The 19,126-nt window shown below is 74.4% G+C and carries 13 protein-coding genes; 8 read left to right on the forward strand and 5 right to left on the reverse strand.

Annotated features, from left to right (window positions below):
• Nucleotides 1-54: 54 nt before the first annotated feature.
• Together LEP48_RS11095 and LEP48_RS11100 are read right to left on the reverse strand one after the other, a co-directional pair.
• The gene (locus LEP48_RS11095) at nucleotides 55-1,254 is read right to left on the reverse strand and encodes an acyltransferase family protein (protein ID WP_225565664.1); all 1,200 of its coding nucleotides are present in this window, start codon (nucleotides 1,252-1,254) and stop codon (nucleotides 55-57) included.
• Nucleotides 1,251-3,146, reverse strand: a complete 1,896-nt coding sequence (locus LEP48_RS11100) for an AMP-dependent synthetase/ligase (protein WP_225565665.1) — start codon at nucleotides 3,144-3,146, stop codon at nucleotides 1,251-1,253. Before LEP48_RS11100 ends, LEP48_RS11095 begins: the two co-directional genes overlap by 4 nt.
• Nucleotides 3,147-3,397: 251 nt before the next feature.
• Here LEP48_RS11100 and LEP48_RS11105 point away from each other — a divergent pair, with 251 nt between their 5' ends.
• Complete coding sequence (locus LEP48_RS11105) at nucleotides 3,398-3,889, forward strand: prealbumin-like fold domain-containing protein (protein ID WP_225565666.1); 492 nt, start codon at nucleotides 3,398-3,400, stop codon at nucleotides 3,887-3,889.
• A gap of 122 nt (nucleotides 3,890-4,011) precedes the next feature.
• Here the strand turns inward: LEP48_RS11105 and metH are convergent, their stop codons facing one another.
• Nucleotides 4,012-7,623, reverse strand: coding sequence for a methionine synthase (gene metH / locus LEP48_RS11110; protein WP_255641246.1), 3,612 nt, complete (start codon nucleotides 7,621-7,623; stop codon nucleotides 4,012-4,014).
• Between the two features lie 61 nt (nucleotides 7,624-7,684).
• On the opposite strand from metH, the gene LEP48_RS11115 reads away from it, so the two are divergent.
• Both LEP48_RS11115 and LEP48_RS11120 read left to right on the forward strand, forming a co-directional pair.
• The gene (locus LEP48_RS11115) at nucleotides 7,685-8,830 is read left to right on the forward strand and encodes a GNAT family N-acetyltransferase (protein WP_225565668.1); all 1,146 of its coding nucleotides are present in this window, start codon (nucleotides 7,685-7,687) and stop codon (nucleotides 8,828-8,830) included.
• Between the two features lie 87 nt (nucleotides 8,831-8,917).
• On the forward strand, nucleotides 8,918-9,745 hold the full coding sequence (locus tag LEP48_RS11120) for a lysoplasmalogenase family protein (RefSeq protein ID WP_225565669.1): 828 nt from the start codon (nucleotides 8,918-8,920) through the stop codon (nucleotides 9,743-9,745).
• Here LEP48_RS11120 and LEP48_RS11125 read toward each other — a convergent pair.
• Entirely contained in the window at nucleotides 9,679-10,119 is a 441-nt protein-coding gene (locus LEP48_RS11125; protein WP_225565670.1) for a GNAT family N-acetyltransferase, read from the reverse strand. The two genes, LEP48_RS11120 and LEP48_RS11125, sit on opposite strands and share 67 nt — an antisense overlap.
• A 49-nt stretch (nucleotides 10,120-10,168) precedes the next feature.
• Between LEP48_RS11125 and LEP48_RS11130 the strand changes: the two genes are divergently transcribed.
• Nucleotides 10,169-10,876, forward strand: a complete 708-nt coding sequence (locus LEP48_RS11130; protein WP_225565671.1) for an alpha/beta fold hydrolase — start codon at nucleotides 10,169-10,171, stop codon at nucleotides 10,874-10,876.
• A gap of 61 nt (nucleotides 10,877-10,937) precedes the next feature.
• Here LEP48_RS11130 and LEP48_RS11135 read toward each other — a convergent pair whose 3' ends face one another.
• Nucleotides 10,938-13,415, reverse strand: coding sequence for a DNA gyrase/topoisomerase IV subunit A (locus tag LEP48_RS11135; RefSeq protein WP_225565672.1), 2,478 nt, complete (start codon nucleotides 13,413-13,415; stop codon nucleotides 10,938-10,940).
• A gap of 189 nt (nucleotides 13,416-13,604) precedes the next feature.
• Between LEP48_RS11135 and LEP48_RS11140 the strand changes: the two genes are divergently transcribed.
• From LEP48_RS11140 to LEP48_RS11155, 4 genes are all read left to right on the forward strand, one after another.
• Nucleotides 13,605-16,475, forward strand: coding sequence for a GNAT family N-acetyltransferase (locus tag LEP48_RS11140; RefSeq protein ID WP_225565673.1), 2,871 nt, complete (start codon nucleotides 13,605-13,607; stop codon nucleotides 16,473-16,475).
• Between the two features lie 66 nt (nucleotides 16,476-16,541).
• Nucleotides 16,542-17,141 carry a DUF5998 family protein gene (locus tag LEP48_RS11145; protein ID WP_225565674.1) on the forward strand — a complete coding sequence of 200 codons (600 nt, stop codon included), beginning with the start codon at nucleotides 16,542-16,544 and terminating at the stop codon, nucleotides 17,139-17,141.
• The gene (locus LEP48_RS11150) at nucleotides 17,138-18,364 is read left to right on the forward strand and encodes an alkaline phosphatase family protein (RefSeq protein WP_225565675.1); all 1,227 of its coding nucleotides are present in this window, start codon (nucleotides 17,138-17,140) and stop codon (nucleotides 18,362-18,364) included. The genes LEP48_RS11145 and LEP48_RS11150 overlap by 4 nt, the downstream gene beginning before the upstream one ends.
• 54 nt (nucleotides 18,365-18,418) lie before the next feature.
• Nucleotides 18,419-19,111: a DinB family protein gene (locus LEP48_RS11155; protein ID WP_225565676.1), complete on the forward strand. Its 693-nt coding sequence runs from the start codon at nucleotides 18,419-18,421 to the stop codon at nucleotides 19,109-19,111.
• The last annotated feature ends 15 nt before the right edge of the window (nucleotides 19,112-19,126 follow it).

Consider the following 19,126-nt stretch of genomic DNA (forward strand, 5'->3'; position numbering starts at 1 on the left):
TCGCAGAGTGAGTCACGGCACGACGTGCCCGATCTCGGGGGACGCGGTGGACCCCTAGGGTTCGCGAGAGGTCCCGTGCGCGGCTCGCGGGCGACGCTCCCCGCGAGCACGGCCGTATGGCCCGGCGACGACGGCCAGGATCCCTGCGAGCACCAGGCCGGGGCCCACGATCCAGACCGGGCGGGAGAGCCACCACGCCGCCGTCGCCTCGTCTGCCGGGGTGAACCCGGCCAGCCCGTACAGCCACAGGAAGGCCACCAGCGCCGTCATGTGCCAGACGAACACCGGCATGGCCACCGCGTTCGCGGCGACCACCGCGCGCCACGGCCGGCGTCGGCGGAGCCAGGACTGCAGCCGGGGCCGGCCGAGAAGCACCAGCCCGAGCTGGAACATCGCGAGCGCTGCGACGGCTGCGGTGGTCGGGAACATGTTGCCCACCGGGTCGCCCTGGACCGCCACCATCGAACGCGGGTAGGGGCCGAGGGTCGTCAGCAGGGTCAGGGCGACGAAGCCTCCTGCCGCCACGGCGGCGGCTCGACGTCGTCCGCCTGCCAGCAGGGTGCCGTCCCTCCAGAAGTAGCCGAGCTGGTGACAGAACAGCCACACCGCGGTCGAGCCGATCACCCACACGACCGGGTTGCCGAGCCCGGCGCCGAGGCGCAGCGCGTCCGCCGCGAGCGCGACGCCGGCCAGGACCGTGGGTACCAGCCAGCCCCACCTCGCGTGCAGGCGAGCGGTGATCGGCACGGCGGCGACCACGGCGGCGTAGACCCCGAGGAACCACAGAGGGACGAAGACCACCATCCCCCAGTGCAGGACGCTGGGTCGGCCGGTGGCCTGCATCGCCACGTCGACCATCGCCCACAGTGCCAGGAACGGCAGGACCGGCAGCAGGAGGCGGCGCATCCGCCGGCCGACGCACCGCGCGGGACCGCCGCCGTCGCGGACGGTCGCCTGGAAGCCCGCCAGGTTGGCGTAGCCGCCGACGAGGAAGAACACCGGCATCACCTGCAGCACCCAGGTCACCGCCCATCCACCGGGCACCGCGTGGATGGGGTTGGGCATCGTCAGCGCACCGTCCGCGGTCCAGTGGGTGACCGAGAGCGTCCAGTGCCACACGACGACGACGCAGATGCTCACGGCGCGGACGAGGTCGACGACCCGGTCGCGGGATGTCGGCGTGGCGTCGACGATGGCATCGAGCCGCCCGGCCGTGGTCCCGCGCCCCGGCGTGCTCACGAGAGGTGCGCTCATCGAGCCGTCGCCGTGGGGGACGCGCCGTAGAGACGGCCGATCTCGGCGGCGAAGCCCTCGACGACCGTCGCGCGGCGGACGCTCTGCTTCGGTGTGAGGTAGCCGTTCTCGACGGTCAGGTCGCCGGGCAGGAAGGCGAACCTGCGGATCGACTCGGCCGCGGACACGGCCTTGTTGGCTCGCTCGACCGCCTGGTCGATGGCGGCGCGCACGTCCGGGTCGGTCAGTGCCTGCTCGGGCGTGAGCTCCGGCTTGCCGTGCATGGACAGCCAGCCCGCCAGGCCCTCGGGGTCGAGAGTGATCAGCGCGGCGACGAAGGGCCGGTCGTCACCCACCACGACGCACTGGCTGACCAGTGCGTGGGCTCGGACGCGGTCCTCGAGCGCCGCCGGGGCCACGTTCTTGCCGCCCGCGGTGACGATGATCTCCTTCTTGCGCCCGGTGATCGTCAGGAACCCGCCCGCGTCCAGCGCACCCAGGTCGCCCGTGCGGAACCACTCGCCGTCGAATGCCTCGGCCGTGGCCTCGGGGTCGTGGTGGTACCCGCGGAAGATGTGGTCACCGCGCAGCAGGATCTCACCGTCGGCGGCGATCCTGATCGCGCAGCCCGGCATCGGCAGGCCGACGGACCCGATCCGCGTGCTCCCGGGGAGGTTCACGCTGGTCGGGGCCGTGGACTCGGTCAGTCCGTAGCCCTCGAGGACCGTCAGGCCCAGGCCGCGGTAGAAGTGACCGAGGCGCTCGCCCAGCGGCCCTCCGCCCGAGACGGCGTACCGGGCACGTCCGCCGAGCACCGCACGCAGCCTGCCGAGCACGAGCCGGTCCGCGATCTTGTGCTGCAGTCGCAGCCCGAGGCTCGGCCCCCGGTCGGTGTCCAGCGCACGCGACCAGGCGATCGCGGTGCGGGTGGCCCAGTGGAAGATCCGCAGCGTGCCGCCCTGGGCGGCCTTCTGCTCCGCGGAGTTGTAGACCTTCTCGAACACCCGCGGAACGGCGAGCAGGAACGTGGGCCGGAACTCGCCCATGTCCTCGGTCAAGGTCCGCACGTCCGGGGCGTGGCCCAGGACCACGCCGCCCGCCACGGCGACGACCTCGACGAACCGGGCGAAGACGTGGGCCAGGGGCAGGAACAGCAGCGTGCGGCCGCCGTCGAACACCTCCGGTACGTGCCGGACGGTGTTGACGGCGAGGGCGGCGAAGTTGCCGTGGGTCAGCTCGACGCCCTTGGGACGGCCGGTGGTGCCCGACGTGTAGACGATCGTCGCGAGGTCGCTGAGGGTCGCCAGCGCGCGGCGTCGCTCGATCTGAGCGTCGGGCACGTCGGCGCCGTCGGCCGTCAACGTGTCGATCGCGCCGTCGTCGAGCACGAGCACCGTGCGCAGCGACGGCGTGGACCCGCGCACCTGCTCGACCGTCGCGGTGTGCTCGGCCGTCTCGACGACGAGCAGGTCGACCTCGGCGTCCGTCAGGATCCATTCGACCTGCTCGGGGCTGGACGTCTCGTAGATCGGTACGGAGACCGCGCCGGCTGCCCAGATCGCGAAGTCCAGGACGGTCCACTCGTACCGGGTCCGTGACATGATCCCCACGTGGTCGCCGGGCGCGACGCCGCGTGCGACGAGGCCCTTCCCCACGGCGACGACGTCGGCGTCGAACTCGCCGACGGTCACGGCCCGCCAGGGCCCGGCCGCAGCTCCTCGGCGCTCGGCGAGCACGTCGTCCACGCCGGTCGAAAGTCGGTTCGCGAGAAGGTCGTTGAGGTTGGACGTGGCCGGCAGCTCGACGAGCGTGGGCGCCGCGGTCTCGTCGACGTCGGCTCGCACGGTGAGGTGACCGGTGACGTCCGCACCGCGCGGAGCCGTGGTCGTGAAGTCGTAGGTGGCGGTCGTCATGGTGCAGGTCCTCTCGGTGGTGGCCGGTCGCCCGGTGCTCGTTCTCGGCCTTGACGACACCACCGTGCCTGCGGCGCGCGCACCCGTCGGACCGTTGCGCGAGGTTTCGCCCCGGCCTTCACCCCCGGACCGGTGCCTGTCGCCGCCGCGACCCGCGTCAGTCGCGCCGCTGCTCCGGATCCTGGGAAGACGGGCCGGCAGCCTCCCACGGTGCGTCGGCCACGAGCAGGCCGGAGCTCACCGAGTGGGGCGTGCTGGTCGTGGACAAGTCCACGCGCCCGGCGTCCGACCGTGGCTTCGGCTTCGCCTGGGGCCCGGAGGGCGGGTTGCAGGAGCGGTTCACCCTGACTGACGAGGACCAGCCGTTCACCACGGAACCGCTCGCTCCTGGCGCCTACACGGTGTCGGAGTCCGGCGCGGACGGCTGGCAGCTGGAGTTCCTGGCCTGCACCGGCTCGAGCGGCGACCCCGTGCTCGAGGACGCGACGGCAACCGTCGACGTGCGCGCGGGCGACACGGTGCTGTGCAGGTTCATCAACGTCCGCGCCGACGCCCCGGGCTTGCCGCCGGACCCGGATCCGGACCCGGAGCCAGGGCCGGGACCTGGCGGCGGCGCGCTGCCTGTCACCGGGCTCGATGCCTGCATCGCGGCCCTCGCGGCGGCCCTCCTGGTGGCCGGCGTGGTGATGCTGCGGGCCAGGCCTCGACTGGGCCGGAGGGGCACCACCGGGCGGGCAGGCTGAGCGGCCCGCACCTCTGATGCCGGTCATGCACTGGAGCGACACACCGGTCGGCAGGATCCGTGGCCTTCCGGCTACCCGCAGGTCACGGCTACCCAGGCGGCACCCGCCAGGGCACCTGAACGTCACACGGAGAAGTACTTCGCCTCCGGGTGGTGGAACGTGAACGCGTCGGTGGACTGCTCGGGGTGCAGCTGCAGCTCCTCGGAGAGCGTGACGCCCACGCGCTCGGGGCGCAGCAGCTCGACCACCTTGTGCCGGTCCTCCATCTCGGGGCAGGCGGGGTAGCCGAGGGAGAACCGGGCGCCGCGGTACTTGAGCTTGAACAGGCCCTCGACGTCGTCCGGCTCCTCGTCCGCGAACCCGAGCTCGGCGCGCACGCGGGAGTGCCAGAACTCTGCCAGCGCCTCGGTGAGCTGGACGGACAGGCCGTGCAGCTCCATGTACTCGCGGTACTTGTTCGCCTCGAACAGCTTCGCGGTGTGCCCGGAGACGGCGTCGCCGACGGTCGCGAGCTGTACGGGCAGCACGTCGAACCGGCCGGTCTCCTCGACGAACGAGCGCGGCCGCACGAAGTCGGCCAGGCACAGGTGCCGGTCGCGGCGCTGGCGGGGAAAGGTGAAGCGCAGCCGCTCGGTGCCCGGCTCGCCGCCGGAGCCGCCGTCGGGCGCGGTGACGCCGGCGAGCCCGGGGCCGTGGTGGGCGACCACGACGTCGTCCCCCTCGGACCAGACGGGGAAGTAGCCGTAGACGACGGTGGGGTCCATGATCTGGTCGGTGCGGATCTGCTCGAGCCACATCGCCAGGCGCGGCAGGCCCTCGGACCTGCGGAGCTCCTCGTACGAGGCGCCGTCGTCGCCGCGCCCGGGCTTGAGCCCCCACTGGCCCAGGAACACGGCCCGCTCGTCGAGGAACGCCGCGTAGTCGGCGAGCTGGATCCCCTTGACGACGCGCGTGCCCCAGAACGGCGGGGTGGGCACCGGGTTGTCGGCGGCGACGTCGGACCGCGCGGGCAGGTCCTCGGGCGCCGTCTCGGTCACGGTGACGACGCCGTGCCGGCGCTTGCGCAGCGGCGGCAGCCCCACGGAGTCCGGGTCGGCGCCGCGCGCGATCGCGACGAGCGGCTCCATGAGCCGCAGGCCCTCGAACGCGTCCTTGGCGTAGCGGACGGTGCCGGGGAACGCGCCGGCGAGGTCGTCCTCGACGTAGGTGCGGGTCAGTGCCGCGCCGCCGAGCAGCACCGGCCAGCGCCCGTCCAGGCCGCGCGAGGCGAGCTCGGCGAGGTTGTCCTTCATCACGACCGTCGACTTCACCAGCAGCCCCGACATGCCGATGACGTCGGCGTCGTGCTGCTCGGCGGCCTCGATCATCGCCGACACCGGCTGCTTGATGCCGATGTTGACGACCGTGTAGCCGTTGTTGGTGAGGATGATGTCGACGAGGTTCTTGCCGATGTCGTGCACGTCGCCGCGCACGGTCGCCAGCACGACCGTCCCCTTCGAGCGCTCCTCGGCCCCCTCCGCCTTCTCCATGTGCGGCTCGAGCAGCGCGACGGCGGCCTTCATCACCTCGGCCGACTGCAGCACGAACGGCAGCTGCATCTGTCCGGAGCCGAACAGCTCGCCCACCACCTTCATGCCGCCGAGCAGGTGGGTGTTGACGATGTCGAGGGCCTTGGTGCCGGAGGCCAGCGCCTCGTCGACGTCCTCCTCGAGCCCCTTGCGCGCGCCGTCGATGATGCGTCGCTCGAGCCGTTCGCCCACCGGCAGCGCGGCGAGCTCGGCCGCGCGCTGGTCGCGCAGCGCCGTCGCGTCCACGCCGGAGAAGAGCTCCAGCAGGTGCGACAGCGGGTCGTGCACCAGGTTGCCCTCGTCGTCGTACCGGCGCCGGTCCCACACGAGGTCCTCGGCGGCGTCCCACTGCTCGTCGGGGATGGCGTTGCGCGGCAGGATCTTCGCGGCGTGCACGATGGCGGAGTCCAGGCCGGCCTGCGTCGCCTCGTGCAGGAACACCGAGTTGAGCACGGTGCGCGCGGCCGGGTTGAGCCCGAACGAGACGTTGGAGACGCCGAGCGTGGTGTGCACGCCGGGGAAGCGGCGGGTGATCTCCCGGATGGCCTCGATCGTCTCGATCGCGTCGCGGCGCGTCTCCTCCTGGCCCGTGGCGATGGGGAACGTCAGGGCGTCCACGATGATGTCGTCGACCCGCATGCCCCAGTCGTCCGTGAGCTGGGTGATGAGGCGGGTGGCGATGGCGACCTTGTGCTCGGTCGTGCGGGCCTGGCCCTCCTCGTCGATGGTCAGGGCGACGACGGCGGCCCCGTGCTCCCGCACGAGCGGCATGACGCGGGCGTAGCGCGAGCCCGGCCCGTCGCCGTCCTCGAAGTTCACCGAGTTGACGACGGCGCGCCCGCCGAGCAGCTCGAGCCCCGCCTGGACGACCTCGGGCTCCGTGGAGTCGATGACCAGCGGCAGCGTGGAGGCGGACGCCAGGCGGGACACCACCTCGCGCACGTCCGCGACGCCGTCGCGGCCCACGTAGTCGACGCAGACGTCGAGCAGGTGCGCGCCGTCGCGTGTCTGGGCGCGGGCGATGTCGACGACGTCGTCCCAGCGACCTTCGAGCATGGCCTCGCGGAACGCCTTGGATCCGTTGGCGTTCGTGCGCTCGCCGATGGCGAGGTACGACGTGTCCTGCGTGAGGTCGGTGTGGGAGTACAGCGACGCGACGCCGTTCTCCCGCACCGGGTGGCGGTCGGGCAGCTCGCGCCCGCGCACGGCCTCGACGACGCGCGCCAGGTGCTCCGGGGTGGTGCCGCAGCAGCCGCCCACCAGGCCGAGGCCGAACTCCTGGACGAACTGCGTGTGCGCCGCGGCCAGCTCGGCGGGCGTCAGGGGGTAGACGGCGCCGTGGGGGCCCAGCTCCGGCAGGCCGGCGTTCGGCATGCAGGTCACGGGGATCTCGGCGTGCTGGGACAGGTGGCGCAGGTGCTCGCTCATCTGGTCCGGCCCGGTGGCGCAGTTCAGGCCGATGGCGTCGACGCCGATGGCCTGCAGCGCGGTGAGGGCGGCGCCGATCTCCGAGCCCATGAGCATGGTGCCCGTGGTCTCGACGGTCACCGAGACGATCACGGGGACGGAGCGGCCCACCTCGGCGATCGCGTCGTGACAGCCGGTGACCGCGGACTTCGCCTGGAGCAGGTCCTGGCTGGTCTCGACCAGCAGCGCGTCGACGCCGCCCTCCAGGAGGCCCGCCGCCTGCTCGGCGAACGTGGTGCGCAGGTGCGCGTACGTGGTGTGCCCGAGGCTGGGGAGCTTGGTGCCCGGCCCCATCGAGCCCAGCACCCAGCGCGGGTGGTCCGCCGTGGCGAAGGCGTCGGCGCGACCGCGCGCGAGCGCGGCGCCCGCCCGGGCCAGCTCGCGGATGCGGTCGTCGATGCCGTAGTCCGACAGGTTGGACCAGTTGGCGCCGAACGTGTTCGTCTCGATCGCGTCGACGCCGACCTCGAGGTACGCGTCGTGGACGCTGCCGATGATGTCGGGGCGCGAGACGTTGAGGACCTCGTTGCAGCCCTCGTGGCCCTCGTAGTCGTCGAGGGTCGGGTCCGCCGCCTGGATCATCGTGCCCATGGCGCCGTCGGCCACGACCACGCGCGTGCGCAGCGCCTCGCGCAGGGCGGCAGAGCGGGCGTCGGCGTCGCGGAGGGAGAGGTGGGGCGTCGTGGTCACGCTTCGCAGCGTAATCGCGGCGCCGGAAAATCTGGTGCGGTGTACGAGAGGTGAGACCTACCGTGAGGACGTGACCACCACCGAACCCCTGCCCACCGCCGCCGGGCCCGCCGTGGCCCTCGCGCCGATCGCCGTGCGCGCGGCCGCGCCCGCCGACCTGCCCGCGCTCACGGCGGGAGGGCTGGCGTGGCGCCCGGTCACCACCGACGACGCGGCGGCGCTCCTGGAGCTGCGCAACACCATCGCGGCGGCGGACGGCGAGCCCTACCGGATGTCGCCGGGAGAGCTGGCCGACGAGCTCGCCGCCCCCTTCCGGGACCTCGGCGCCAACTGGCGGATCGGGCTCGACGCCGCGGGCACGCCACGGGCCTGGGGGATGGTCGACTCGATGCCTGGCGACACCACCGTCGTGCGGGCGTTCCTGTTCGGCGGCGTGCACCCGGCGAGCCGCGGCCAGGGCATCGGCCGCGAGCTCCTCGCGTGGCTGGTCGCCCGCGGTCGGCAGGTGCTGGCCGCGAGCGGCAAGGAGGTCCCCGGCCGGCTCGGTGTCTTCGTCGAGGACACGGCACCGCGGGCCGCGATCCGGCTCTACGAGCACGCTGGCCTCACGCCGCGGCGGTACTACTCCGACCTCGCCCGCGACGTCCGGGACCTGGCGGCGCACCCGTTGCCCGAGGTCGAGCTCGACGGCGGCCTGCGCCTCGTCCCGATCGCGGACGAGTACGACGAGGCGACGCGGCTCGCGCACAACGACGCCTTCCGCGACCACTGGGGCAGCCAGCCCATGACGCGCGAGCAGTGGCTGGCCGGGCGGACCGAGTTCGCGCCCGAGTGGTCGTTCGTCGTCGTCGACCCGGCCCCCGACGTCGAGGCGCTGCTGGCCGACGAGGGCACCGACCCTGACACCGCGGCGTCGCTGCGCGCGGGGGAGCCGTTCGTCGTCGGCTATCACGTCGCCGCCCGGTACACCGCGGACTTCGCGGTGCGCGGGTACTCCTTCGGGTACACGGACATCCTCGGCGTACGGCGCGCCTACCGCGGCCGCAAGATCGCCGTCGCGCTGCTGGCCGCCGGGATGCGGGCGTTCGCCGCGGACGGGATGGAGTACGCGAGCCTGGACGTGGACACGCAGAACCCGAGCGGGGCGCACGGCCTGTACGCGAGCCTGGGATACGTCAAGAAGCACGGGGCGCACCTGCGCACCATCGAGCTGTGAGCGCCGGCGCGCGTCCGCGGGCAGCCGGCCCGCGCGGCCGCGCCGGGACGACGGACGGGGCGCGCGCCGGGCGTTAGGCTGCGCGGCGTGACCGACGCCGTTCATCCTCGCGGGAGAGCCGCCACCGACCTGTCCTCGTCCGAGCCCTCGGCCGGTGCCCCGCCCGGTGATCACCGCCTGCTGCCGACACCGTGGTCACGGGCCGCGGCCGTCGCGCTGGCCCTGGTCACCGTCCTGCACCTCATGGGACAGCTGGTTGACGGCCCGACCCTGGAACGCACGACCCAGTGGTTCCTCATGCCGCTGCTCGCCGCGGTGCTGTGGAGCGCCACCCGCGCCCCGCGCCCAAGGCTCGTGCGGCTCGTGCTCCTGGCGCTCGGCTTCTCCTGGGTGGGGGACACCCTCCCGGACCTGTTCGACGGCGACGCGGCGTTCCTGGCGATGGTCGGCGGGTTCCTCGTGGCGCAGGTGGTCTACGCCGTGGCGTTCTGGCCGCACCGGGGCGCCTCGCTCCTGCGGACGCCGTGGGTGGCCGTGTACGCCGTGGCGGCGGTCGTGCTCGTCGGGGCGTGCGCCCCGGGCGCGCCGACGGTGCTGCTGGCCGCCGTCGTCGTCTACGCGGTCTGCCTGGTGACGACGGCGGTCCTGGCCACGGGCGTGCACCGGCTGGCGGGCATCGGCGGCGTCGTCTTCCTCGTGTCGGACTCGCTGATCGGCCTGGGAGCCTTCGCCGAGTGGTACGCGCTGCCGCTGTCCGGGTTCTGGGTGATGCTCACCTACGTCGTCGGGCAGGCGCTCCTGGTGGCCGGCGTGCTCTCGCGCGGCGCGGCCGAGCCGGCGGGCGCCGCTCAGGAGCCGAGGCGCACCAGCCACGGCGCCGGGTCGTCCAGCGGCACGAAGCCGAGCCGCTCGTAGACGACGCGGCCCTCGTCCGAGGCCTTGAGCAGGACGCGCCGCAGACCGAGCGGCTCGACGTCCGCCAGCGCCCCGGTGACCACGGTGGTGCCCAGCCCGCGGCCGCGGTGCGCCGGGTCGACGATCACGTCGGCGAGCCAGGCGAACGTGGCGCCGTCGGTGACGATCCGCGCGTAGGCGACCTGCTCGCCCGTGGAGCGCCGGTAGATGCCGTAGTTCCGCGAGCCCGCGACTGCGGCGGCGTGGACCTCGAGCGGCCGCCCGGCCGCCCAGTACGCGTGCTCGGCCAGGAGCGCGTGCACGCGCTGCACGTCGACCCGGGAGGTGTCGGCGGAGAACTCGTAGTCGGGGTCGGACGTCGGAGCGGCGGGCATGACGACATCCCACCACGGTCGTGTCGGAGGTCACCTCTACGGTCGAGGGATGGACATCATCCTGGTACCTGGATTCTGGTTGGACGCGTCCGCGTGGGACGACGTCGTCCCCGTGCTGGAGGCCGCCGGGCACACGGCCCGGCCCCTCACGCTGCCCGGGCTGGAGTCGGCCGACGCCGACCGGTCCGACATCCACCTGGCGGACCATGTCGCCGCGGTGGTCGCCGCGATCGACGCCGTCCCCGGGGACGGTCCTGTCGTGCTCGCGGGGCACTCCGCCGGCGGCGGCCTCGTCTACGCGGCGTCGGGAGAGCGGCCCGAGCGGGTCGCGCACGTCGTCTACGTGGACTCCGGGCCGTTCGCCGACGGGCAGGCGGTGAACGGCGATCTGCCGGCGGACGTCGTCGACCACGTCCTGCCGCCCCGTGCGGAGCTCGACGAGGAGTCCGTGCAGGGCTTCACCGACGAGCTGTGGGAGGCGTTCCGGGCCCGGGCGGTCCCGCAGCCCGGCGCCACCGTGCGTGAGCCGCACCGCCTCGGCGACGACGACCGGCGCCGCGACATCCCCTCGACGGTGATCGCCTCCGAGATGCCCGGGGCGTTCCTGCGCAGCCTGATGGCCGAGGGGCACCCGTTCGTGGCAGAGCTCGCGCGGCACCGCAGCTACGAGATCGTCGACCTGCCCACCGGTCACTGGCCGATGTTCACCCGCCCTGCCGACCTGGGGGCGGCCATCGTGGCGGCGCTCGAGCGCTGAGGCCCGGCGGCGTGGCGTCACAGGACCGCGACGCCACGCCCGGCGGTCGCCCGGTCGCGGGTCAGCCGATCGCGGCGACCGGTGCCTCCAGGGGCACGCCGGACCCGTCGCGGCGCTCGCTGGTCGGTGGCAGCTCGGCGGGCTGGCCCCCGGTGCCGACGGCGCGCGCCGGCCCCTCGCCGACCCAGGCCAGGACGAGCCCGTCCTCGCCCTTGAGGAACCGGTGAGCGCGGACACCACCCGTGCCTCGACCCTTGCCAGGGTAGAGCTCGTAGGGCGTGACCTTGGCCGACCCGCCACCGGTGCCCGGAAGGGCGCCGGAAGCGCCCGCGACGGTCACCACGGTGTGCAGGTCCCGCGTGCCCGCGCGCACCACGCCGAAGAACGCGACCTGCTGCCCGGGGGCCAGGCGGATGCCCGCCATGCCTGCCGCGCTCCTGCCCTGCGGCCGGACGGCCGACGCCTCGAAGTGCAGCAGGCTCGCGTCCGAGGCGACGAAGACGAGCTCGTCGTCGTCGGCCGCCGGTGCGGCGCCGACCACCCGGTCGCCGTCCTTGAGGGAGATCACGTCCCACTCGTCCCGCGACGGCGCGTCGCCGGGTGCGACCCGCTTGACCACGCCGCCCGCGGTCCCGAGCGCCACCGGCGGGGCGTCGTCGCCGAGCGACACGACGGCGAGCGGCTCCTCGCCCGGCGCCAGGGCCACGAGCTCGCTCAGGGGGATGCCGCCCGACAGCGACGGCGCGCCGTCCACCGGGGGCAGCGACGGGAGCTCCAGCACCGAGACGCGCAGCAGCCGCCCGGTCGACGTCACCACGCCGACGTCGCCGCGCGTGGTGGCGGGGGCGTCTCCCCGCAGGGCGTCGTGCGCGTGCCGGCGCCCGTGACGGTCCAGCGGTGCGTCGGCGGCCTCGCCCGAGGTGCGGGCGAGCAGACCGGTCGCGGACAGCAGCACGCGCGTGGGGGAGTCGGCGATCTCCAGGCTGATCGCGGGGGCCTTGCTGCGCCCGTTCGTGGCGGCCGGCGCGGTCGCACCCCCCGCGGCGTCGAGCAGCACGGTGCGCCGCGGCGTGCCGTACGTCGCGGCGACGTCGGCCATCTCGCCGCTGACGACGCCGCGCAGGCGGGCGTCGTCGGACAGGATCTCGGTGAGCTCGGCGATCTCGCGCTCGAGCTCGCCCTGCTCCTTCTCCAGCTCGATGCGCGAGAACTTGGTCAGGCGCCGCAGCTGCAGGTCGAGGATGTAGGTGGACTGCGGCTCCGACAGGTCGAAGACGCTCATCAGGCGCTCACGTGCGGTGCCGGCGTCGTCCGAGGTGCGGATCACCTGGATCACCTCGTCGATGTCGACGATGGCCAGGAGCAGGCCCTGGACCAGGTGCAGGCGCTCCTGCCGCTTGGCGAGCCGGAAGGTGGAACGCCGTCGCACCACCTCGATGCGGTGCTCCACCCACACGCGCAGCAGCTCCAGCAGGCCCAGGGTGCGCGGCTGCCCCTCGACCAGTGCCACGTTGTTGATGCCGAAGGAGTCCTCCAAGGGCGTGGCGCGGTACAGCTGCTCCAGCACGGCGTCCGGGTCGAACCCCGTCTTGACCTCGATGACGAGGCGCAGGCCGTGGGAGCGGTCGGTGAGGTCCTGGACGTTGGTGACGCCCTGGATCTTCTTCGCCTTCACGCCGTCGGCGATCTTCTCGATCACCTTCTCCGGCCCGACGCCGTACGGCAGCTCGGTGACGACGATCCCCTTGCGCCGGGGCGTGACGTTCTCCACCCGCGCGGTGGCGCGCGTGCGGAACGAGCCACGGCCCGTGCGGTACGCGTCACGCACGCCGTCGAGCCCGACGATCTTGCCGCCCGAGGGCAGGTCCGGGCCCGGGATGAAGCGCAAGATGTCGTCCAGCGTGGCCTGCGGGTGCGACACGAGGTGCCGGCCGGCGGCCACGACCTCGACGAGGTTGTGCGGCGCCATGTTCGTGGCCATGCCTACCGCGATGCCCGACGCCCCGTTGACCAGCAGGTTCGGGATCGCGGAGGGGAGCACCGACGGCTGGGTGAGCTTGTTGTCGTAGTTCGGCACGAACTCGACGACGTCCTCGTCGAGGCCGGCGGTCATCGCCGTCGAGGGCGGCGCCAGGCGCGCCTCCGTGTAGCGGGGGGCGGCGGGACCGTCGTCGAGCGAGCCGAAGTTCCCGTGCCCGTCCACCAGCGGCAGGCGCAGGGAGAAGCTCTGCGCGAGGCGCACGAGCGCGTCGTAGATCGCGGTGTCACCGTGCGGGTGGAGCTTGCCCATCACCTCGCCGACCACGCGCGAGGACTTCACGTGCGGCCGGTCGGGGCGCAGCCCCATGTCGGCCATCATGTACAGGATGCGGCGCTGCACGGGCTTGAGCCCGTCGCGCGCGTCCGGCAGCGCGCGGGAGTAGATGACGGAGTAGGCGTACTCGAGGAACGACGCCTCCATCTCCGCCGCGACGTCGATGTCGACGATCTTCTCGTCGTACGGCTCGTCGGCGACGGGTGCGCTGGTCTTGCGCGCCATGCGGTGCGGCTCCCTGTGTCGGTGGGTGGTGCGGTGGGTGGTGCGGTGCGGTGGGTGATGAGGGGGATCGTGCGGCAGGGCGTCCCCCCGGCCACGGGGCAGACTCTAGTCCGGCCCAGGGACACGGCGGCGAAGGCGCGGCGCACCGCCCTCCGGGTGCACGTCGCAGGCCCCGGGTAGCCTGCAGCCGTGGAGGAACCCGAGGTCGGGCCCGGCGGCCCGGTGCCCGTGCCCTACCCCGTCGAGTGGGAGGCGGACGTCGTGCTGCGCGACGGCAGCACCACCCACCTGCGCCCCATCCGGCCGCAGGACGCGGAGGCGATCCAGCGGTTCCAGACGGGGCAGTCGGAGCGCTCGGCCTACTTCCGGTTCTTCGCGCCCGTGCGCCGCCTCACCGAGCGGGAGCTCAGCCGCCTCACGCACGTCGACCACGACGACCGCGCGGCGCTGGTGGCGGTGCGGCCCGGGGCGGAGCCGGGCGGCGAGGACGTCATCGGCGTCGCCCGCTACGACAAGATCACGCCCGCCGAGGCCGAGGTCGCGTTCAACATCGCCGACGCCGTCCAGGGCAAGGGCCTCGGCTCGGTGCTCCTGGAGCACGTCGCGGCGGCCGCACGCGAGCGGGGCGTGCGGCGCTTCACGGCGGAGGTGCTGCCGCAGAACTCGTCGATGCTCGGCGTGTTCCGCGAGGCCGGGTACGCGATCAGCCAGCACCTGGACGACGGCATCGTCTCGGTGGGCATCGACCTGGACCCGACGGAGCGCTCGCGGGAGGTCATGGCCGACCGGGAGCACCGCGCGGAGGCCCGCTCGATGCAAGGGCTGCTCTCCGCGCGCCGGGTGCTGCTCGTGGGGCCGGGGCCGGGCACGCCGACCACCGAGCACCACCTCGCGCAGCGCGTGCTGGACGCCGCTGCGGCGGACCCGGGGGACACCGAGCTCACCGTGCTCGACCCGCCCGGTCCGGTGCCCGACGTCCCCGGGGTGCGCCTGGCCGCGTCGTGGGACGACGTGCCCGACGTCGAGCTGGCGCTGCTGTCCCTCCCGGCGCGGGACACGGAGCCGGTGGTCCGCCGGCTCACCGGGCGGGGGGTGCGCGGTGTCGTCGTGCTGTCCGCGGGATACGCCGAGACCGGGCCTGACGGCCTGGCCCGCCAGCGGGAGCTCGTCCGGGCGGCCCACGCGGGCGGCATGCGCGTGGTCGGCCCCGCCTCCTTCGGCCTGCTCACCACCACGCCCGGCGCCCGGCTGCAGGCCAGCCTCGCGGAGCGGGCCCCTGGTCCCGGCGTCGTCGGGCTGTTCTGCCAGTCCGCGCCCGCGGCGGTGACGCTCACCGCGACGCTCCGGCGGCGCGGGCTCGGGGTCTCGGCGCTCGTGTCGGCGGGCCACCGGGCGGACGTCTCCGGCAACGACCTCATGCAGTACTTCGAGGACGACCCGCACACCGCCGTCGTGTGCCTGTACCTGGAGTCCATCGGCAACCCGCGGAAGTTCTCGCGCATCGCGCGCCGGCTCGCGGGCGTCAAGCCGGTCGTGGTCGTCGTCGCGGGCCGCTCCGGGCAGGTCGTGCCGCCCGGCCACGCCGTGCGGGCTACGCACGCGCCGCGCCGGCTCCTGGACGAGATGCTGCGCCAGTCCGGGGTGATCAAGGCCGAGAACACCCACCAGCTCATGGACGTCGCTCAGGTGCTGGCCCACCAGCCGCTGCCCGGCGGCCCGCGGGTGGGCATCATCGCCTCCTCGGCGGCGCTGGCGGCGCTCGTCGCGGAGGCGGCGGCCGCGGCGGGCCTCGTCGTCGCGGCGTCGTCCGACTTCCTCATGCCGGAGGCGCCGGACGAGGAGATCACGCGGGTGGTCGAGGCGCTGTTCGCCCCGGGCGCCTGCGACGTCGTCGTGGCCGTCGACGTCCCCGTGGTCGTGCCGCGCACGGGCGCGGTCGCGCGCGCCGTCGCGGACGCCGCGGCCCGGACGGGCCGCACGACGGTGGCCTCGATGCTCGGCCTCAGCGGCCTGCCGGACGAGCTCGCCGCGACGGCGCCCGACGGCGCCGCGGTGCGCATCCCCGCCTTCTCCACCCCGGAGGACGCCGTCACGGCGCTCGCCAAGGTGGTCGGGTACGCACAGTGGCGCACGGAGGAGCGCGGAGCGCACGTGCGCCCCGAGGGCGTGGACTCGCGCGCCGCCCGCCGGCTCGTCGAGGACCTCCTCGCCGACGGCCGGGGCGGTGGGCAGGGTGGACAGGGCGGCGGGCAGGGTGGACAGGGCGGCGGGCAGGGTGGACAGGGCGGTGGGCAGGGTGGACAGGGCGGCGGGCAGGGTGGACAGGGCGGCGGGCAGGGTGGACAGGGTGGCGGCCGCGGCGACGGTCCGCGCGAGCTCGGGCAGGACGACGCCGCGGCGCTCCTCGGCTGCTACGGGCTCTCGCTGTGGCGCTCCCGGGTCGTGCGCACGGGCGACGAGGCCGTCGCGGCGGCCGAGGAGCTCGGCTGGCCCGTCGCGCTGAAGTCCGCCTCCGCCGCCCTGCGCCACCGCACCGACCTGGGCGGCGTGCGGCTCGACATCGCCGACGCGGACGAGCTGCGTGCCGACGTCCAGCGGATGCACGAGATCGCCGCGACGGCGCTGGGGGAGCCCGACCCGCTCGTCGAGGTGCAGCGCATGGCGCCGGTGGGCGTCGCGTGCGTGGTGCGCTCGGCGGAGGACCTGCTGTTCGGGCCCATGGTGTCGTTCAGCTTGGCGGGCGACGCGACGGACCTGCTCGACGACGTCGCGCACGGCGTGCCGCCGCTGACCGACGTCGACGTCTCGGCCATGGTCCGCACGGTGCGGACGGCGCCCCGGCTGTTCGGGTACGGCGGCGCCCCGCCGGTGGACATCGACGCCCTGGAGGACGTGCTCGCCCGCGTCTCCGTGATGGCGGACGACCTGCCCGAGCTCGCCGCCCTCGAGCTCTACCCGGTGATCGTGGGGGCCGAGGGCACGAGCATCGTGCACGCCTCGGTACGGCTGCGCCCGGCGGCCCGCCGCGCCGACGCGCTGCGCCGGGCGCTGCCCGCGTAGCGGGAGCCCCGGACCGCCTGTGGGCGGGGTTGCCCGGGCACAGGACGGCAGTGGGACAATGCGGGGGTGCCGAACACGACCTCCCGGGAGAACCAGCGCGCCGAGCTCACGGCCCACCTGCGCAGGGCCGGGTACTACCCGGACCTCGTCGACGACGTCCTCGACGTCGCGCTCGCGGACGAGCCGGTCCTCGCGCACCTCGTGCAGGCGGAGACCACCTTCGACGACGCGGTGCGGCGCCACCTCACGGTCCTCGCCCTCACCGCGACGCGGCTCGTTGCGGCGCACGTCGACGACCACGAGGGCGACGCCGCCCACCCCTCGTCGGCGGCCGCGACGACGGAGGCGGTCCCGCTGCACGAGGTCCGGTCCGTGGCGCTCACGCACATCGTGGCCGAGCCCGCCCAGCACGGCCGGGGCGACATCGCCTCGGAGCTCACGCTGGCGATCGGCTGGGGCGCGGTCTCGCGGATCGACCTCGAGCCGGCGCAGTGCCCCGACCCGGCCTGCGACGCCGACCACGGCCTCACGGGCCAGCTCACGCCGGACGACGTCGTGGTGCGCGTGAGCGCCGCCGCCGAGGGGCGGGACGCCGTGCGGCGGGCGATGGCGTTCGCCCGCGTGCTCTCCGCCGCCACCGGTGTCGGCGGACGCACCGTCCGATGAGCGCCGGCGTCCGGCGGCTCCGGCTGCCCGGGGACCTCCTGGCCCCCTCCTACGGCGTGCGGTCGCTCGCCGCGGTGCTGCCGGCCGCGGCAGGAGCGCTCGGCGTCGGCCTGCAGACGTCCACCGGCCTGGGGAGCAAGGACTGCGCGGGGACGTTCGGCCTCCCGCGCGTCGACCGCGTCGTCGTGGTGCTCGTCGACGGGCTGGGCCTGCAGAACCTCACCGAGCGCGGTGGCCACGCGCCGTTCCTGCGCTCGCTGATCGCGGGGGGCCGCGGGCTGGTGTCGAGCTTCCCGTCGACGACGGCGGCGGCGCTGGCCACGCTCGGCACCGGGACGTCGCCCGGGCGCACGGGACTCGTCGGCTACACCCAGCGCAACCCGGCCACCGGAGGTCTCGTCACGACGATCTCCTGGTCCGAGCAGTCCGACCCGTACCGGCCGGGCCCGAAGCTCTCCGCCCCCGTGGTGACGGCTCCCGCGGACCTGCAGCGCGAGCCGACGGTGCTCGAGACGCTCGCCGCGTCGGGCATGAGCGTGGTGGCGCCCGGCCCCGCGAAGTTCGACGGCTCGGGCATGACTCGCGCCGCCCTGCGCGGGCCCGCCTACGTCGCGGCCGAGAGCCTGTCCGACCAGATCGACGCCGCCGTGCGCGCCCTGCGCAAGCCGGGCCTGGTGTACCTGTACCACGGCACGGTCGACAAGGTCGGGCACCGCGACGGCCCGGACTCGTGGCAGTGGGGCCATGCCCTGGAGGCGGCCGACGCGGAGCTGCGCCGTCTGGTGCGTTCCGTGCCGAAGGGGACCCTCGTGCTCGTCACGGCCGACCACGGGCAGGTCGCAGCGGACATGGCCCGCCAGCACGACGTCGCGCTGACGCCGGAGCTCGCCGACGGCGTGGCGCTGCTGGGGGGCGAGCCGCGCGCCTCGCACGTGTACGTCGCCCCGGGGACGGACCCGCTCGACGTGGCCGCACGCTGGTCGGACGTGCTGGGCGACGACGCGCTCGTCGTGCTGCGCGACGACGCCGTCGCCGCCGGGTGGCTCGGCCCGGTCGCCGACCACGTGCTGCCCGCGCTCGGCGACGTGATCGTCGCCGCGCGCGGGGCGGCGACCGTCGTCGACTCGCGGCTGCACCCGGCGTCCGCCCGGGCGATGCCCGGGGTGCACGGGTCGCTCACGCCGGCGGAGATGAAGGTGCCGCTGCTGGTCGCGCAGGCGTAGCGCGGGAGCGAAATCCGCTGGCCGGGCCGTGTGGGCGGGTGTGACGATGACGATATGGGTGACGGGACCGGCGAGGGCGGGACGGCCACGACGACCGGCGGGACGACCGGCGGGACGACCGGCGGGACCACCGGCGGGACGACCGGCGGCTCCGGCCAGGGCCGCTGGACGCGGGCGACGGTCTACCCGGACATGTGGGAGGACCCCGACGACGACCCGCGCGAGTCGGGCGAGGTATCGGCCGACGAGCTCGGCGTCGAGCGCGCGATGCTGCTGGAGTCGCTGCGCTGCTACCGGCTGACGATCGAGATGAAGTGCTCCGGTCTGGATGCCGAGCAGCTGGCGCGCCGGTCGGTCCCGCCGTCGACCATGTCCCTGCTGGGGCTCGTCCGGCACCTCACCGAGGACGAGCGTCACGTGCGGCGCATCATGACCGGCGAGGACGCCCCGTGGCTGTACCGCACGGACGCCGAGCGGGACGGGGACTGGGACGGCGCCGTGGCCGACCCCGGCGTCGTCGACGCCGCCTTCGCGCGGTGGCGCGCCGAGTGCGCGGCGACCGACCGGATGGTGGCGGGCATCGACGACCTCGCGGCCACCAACGCCGGTCTCTCCGACCTCGGCGCCCCGCCCGGCGGCGAGCTGCAGCTCCGCGAGCTCCTGCTCGGCCACGTCGAGGCGTACGCGCGCCACGCCGGCCATGCCGACCTCCTGCGCGAGTGCGTCGACGGCCGCGTAGGGCAATGAGCCTGGGTGTTGTGA

This window comes from Isoptericola luteus (genome assembly GCF_020297055.1).
In the GTDB taxonomy this organism is placed as follows: Bacteria; Actinomycetota; Actinomycetes; order Actinomycetales; family Cellulomonadaceae; genus Isoptericola; species Isoptericola luteus.

Coding starts and splice junctions, on each gene's coding strand:
- LEP48_RS11095 (WP_225565664.1), bottom strand. CDS start 1,254: ATGAGCGCACCTCTCGTGAGCACGCCGGGGCGCGGGACCACGGCCGGG.
- LEP48_RS11100 (WP_225565665.1), bottom strand. CDS start 3,146: ATGACGACCGCCACCTACGACTTCACGACCACGGCTCCGCGCGGTGCG.
- LEP48_RS11125 (WP_225565670.1), bottom strand. CDS start 10,119: ATGCCCGCCGCTCCGACGTCCGACCCCGACTACGAGTTCTCCGCCGAC.
- LEP48_RS11130 (WP_225565671.1), top strand. CDS start 10,169: ATGGACATCATCCTGGTACCTGGATTCTGGTTGGACGCGTCCGCGTGG.
- LEP48_RS11135 (WP_225565672.1), bottom strand. CDS start 13,415: ATGGCGCGCAAGACCAGCGCACCCGTCGCCGACGAGCCGTACGACGAG.
- LEP48_RS11150 (WP_225565675.1), top strand. CDS start 17,138: ATGAGCGCCGGCGTCCGGCGGCTCCGGCTGCCCGGGGACCTCCTGGCC.
- LEP48_RS11155 (WP_225565676.1), top strand. CDS start 18,419: ATGGGTGACGGGACCGGCGAGGGCGGGACGGCCACGACGACCGGCGGG.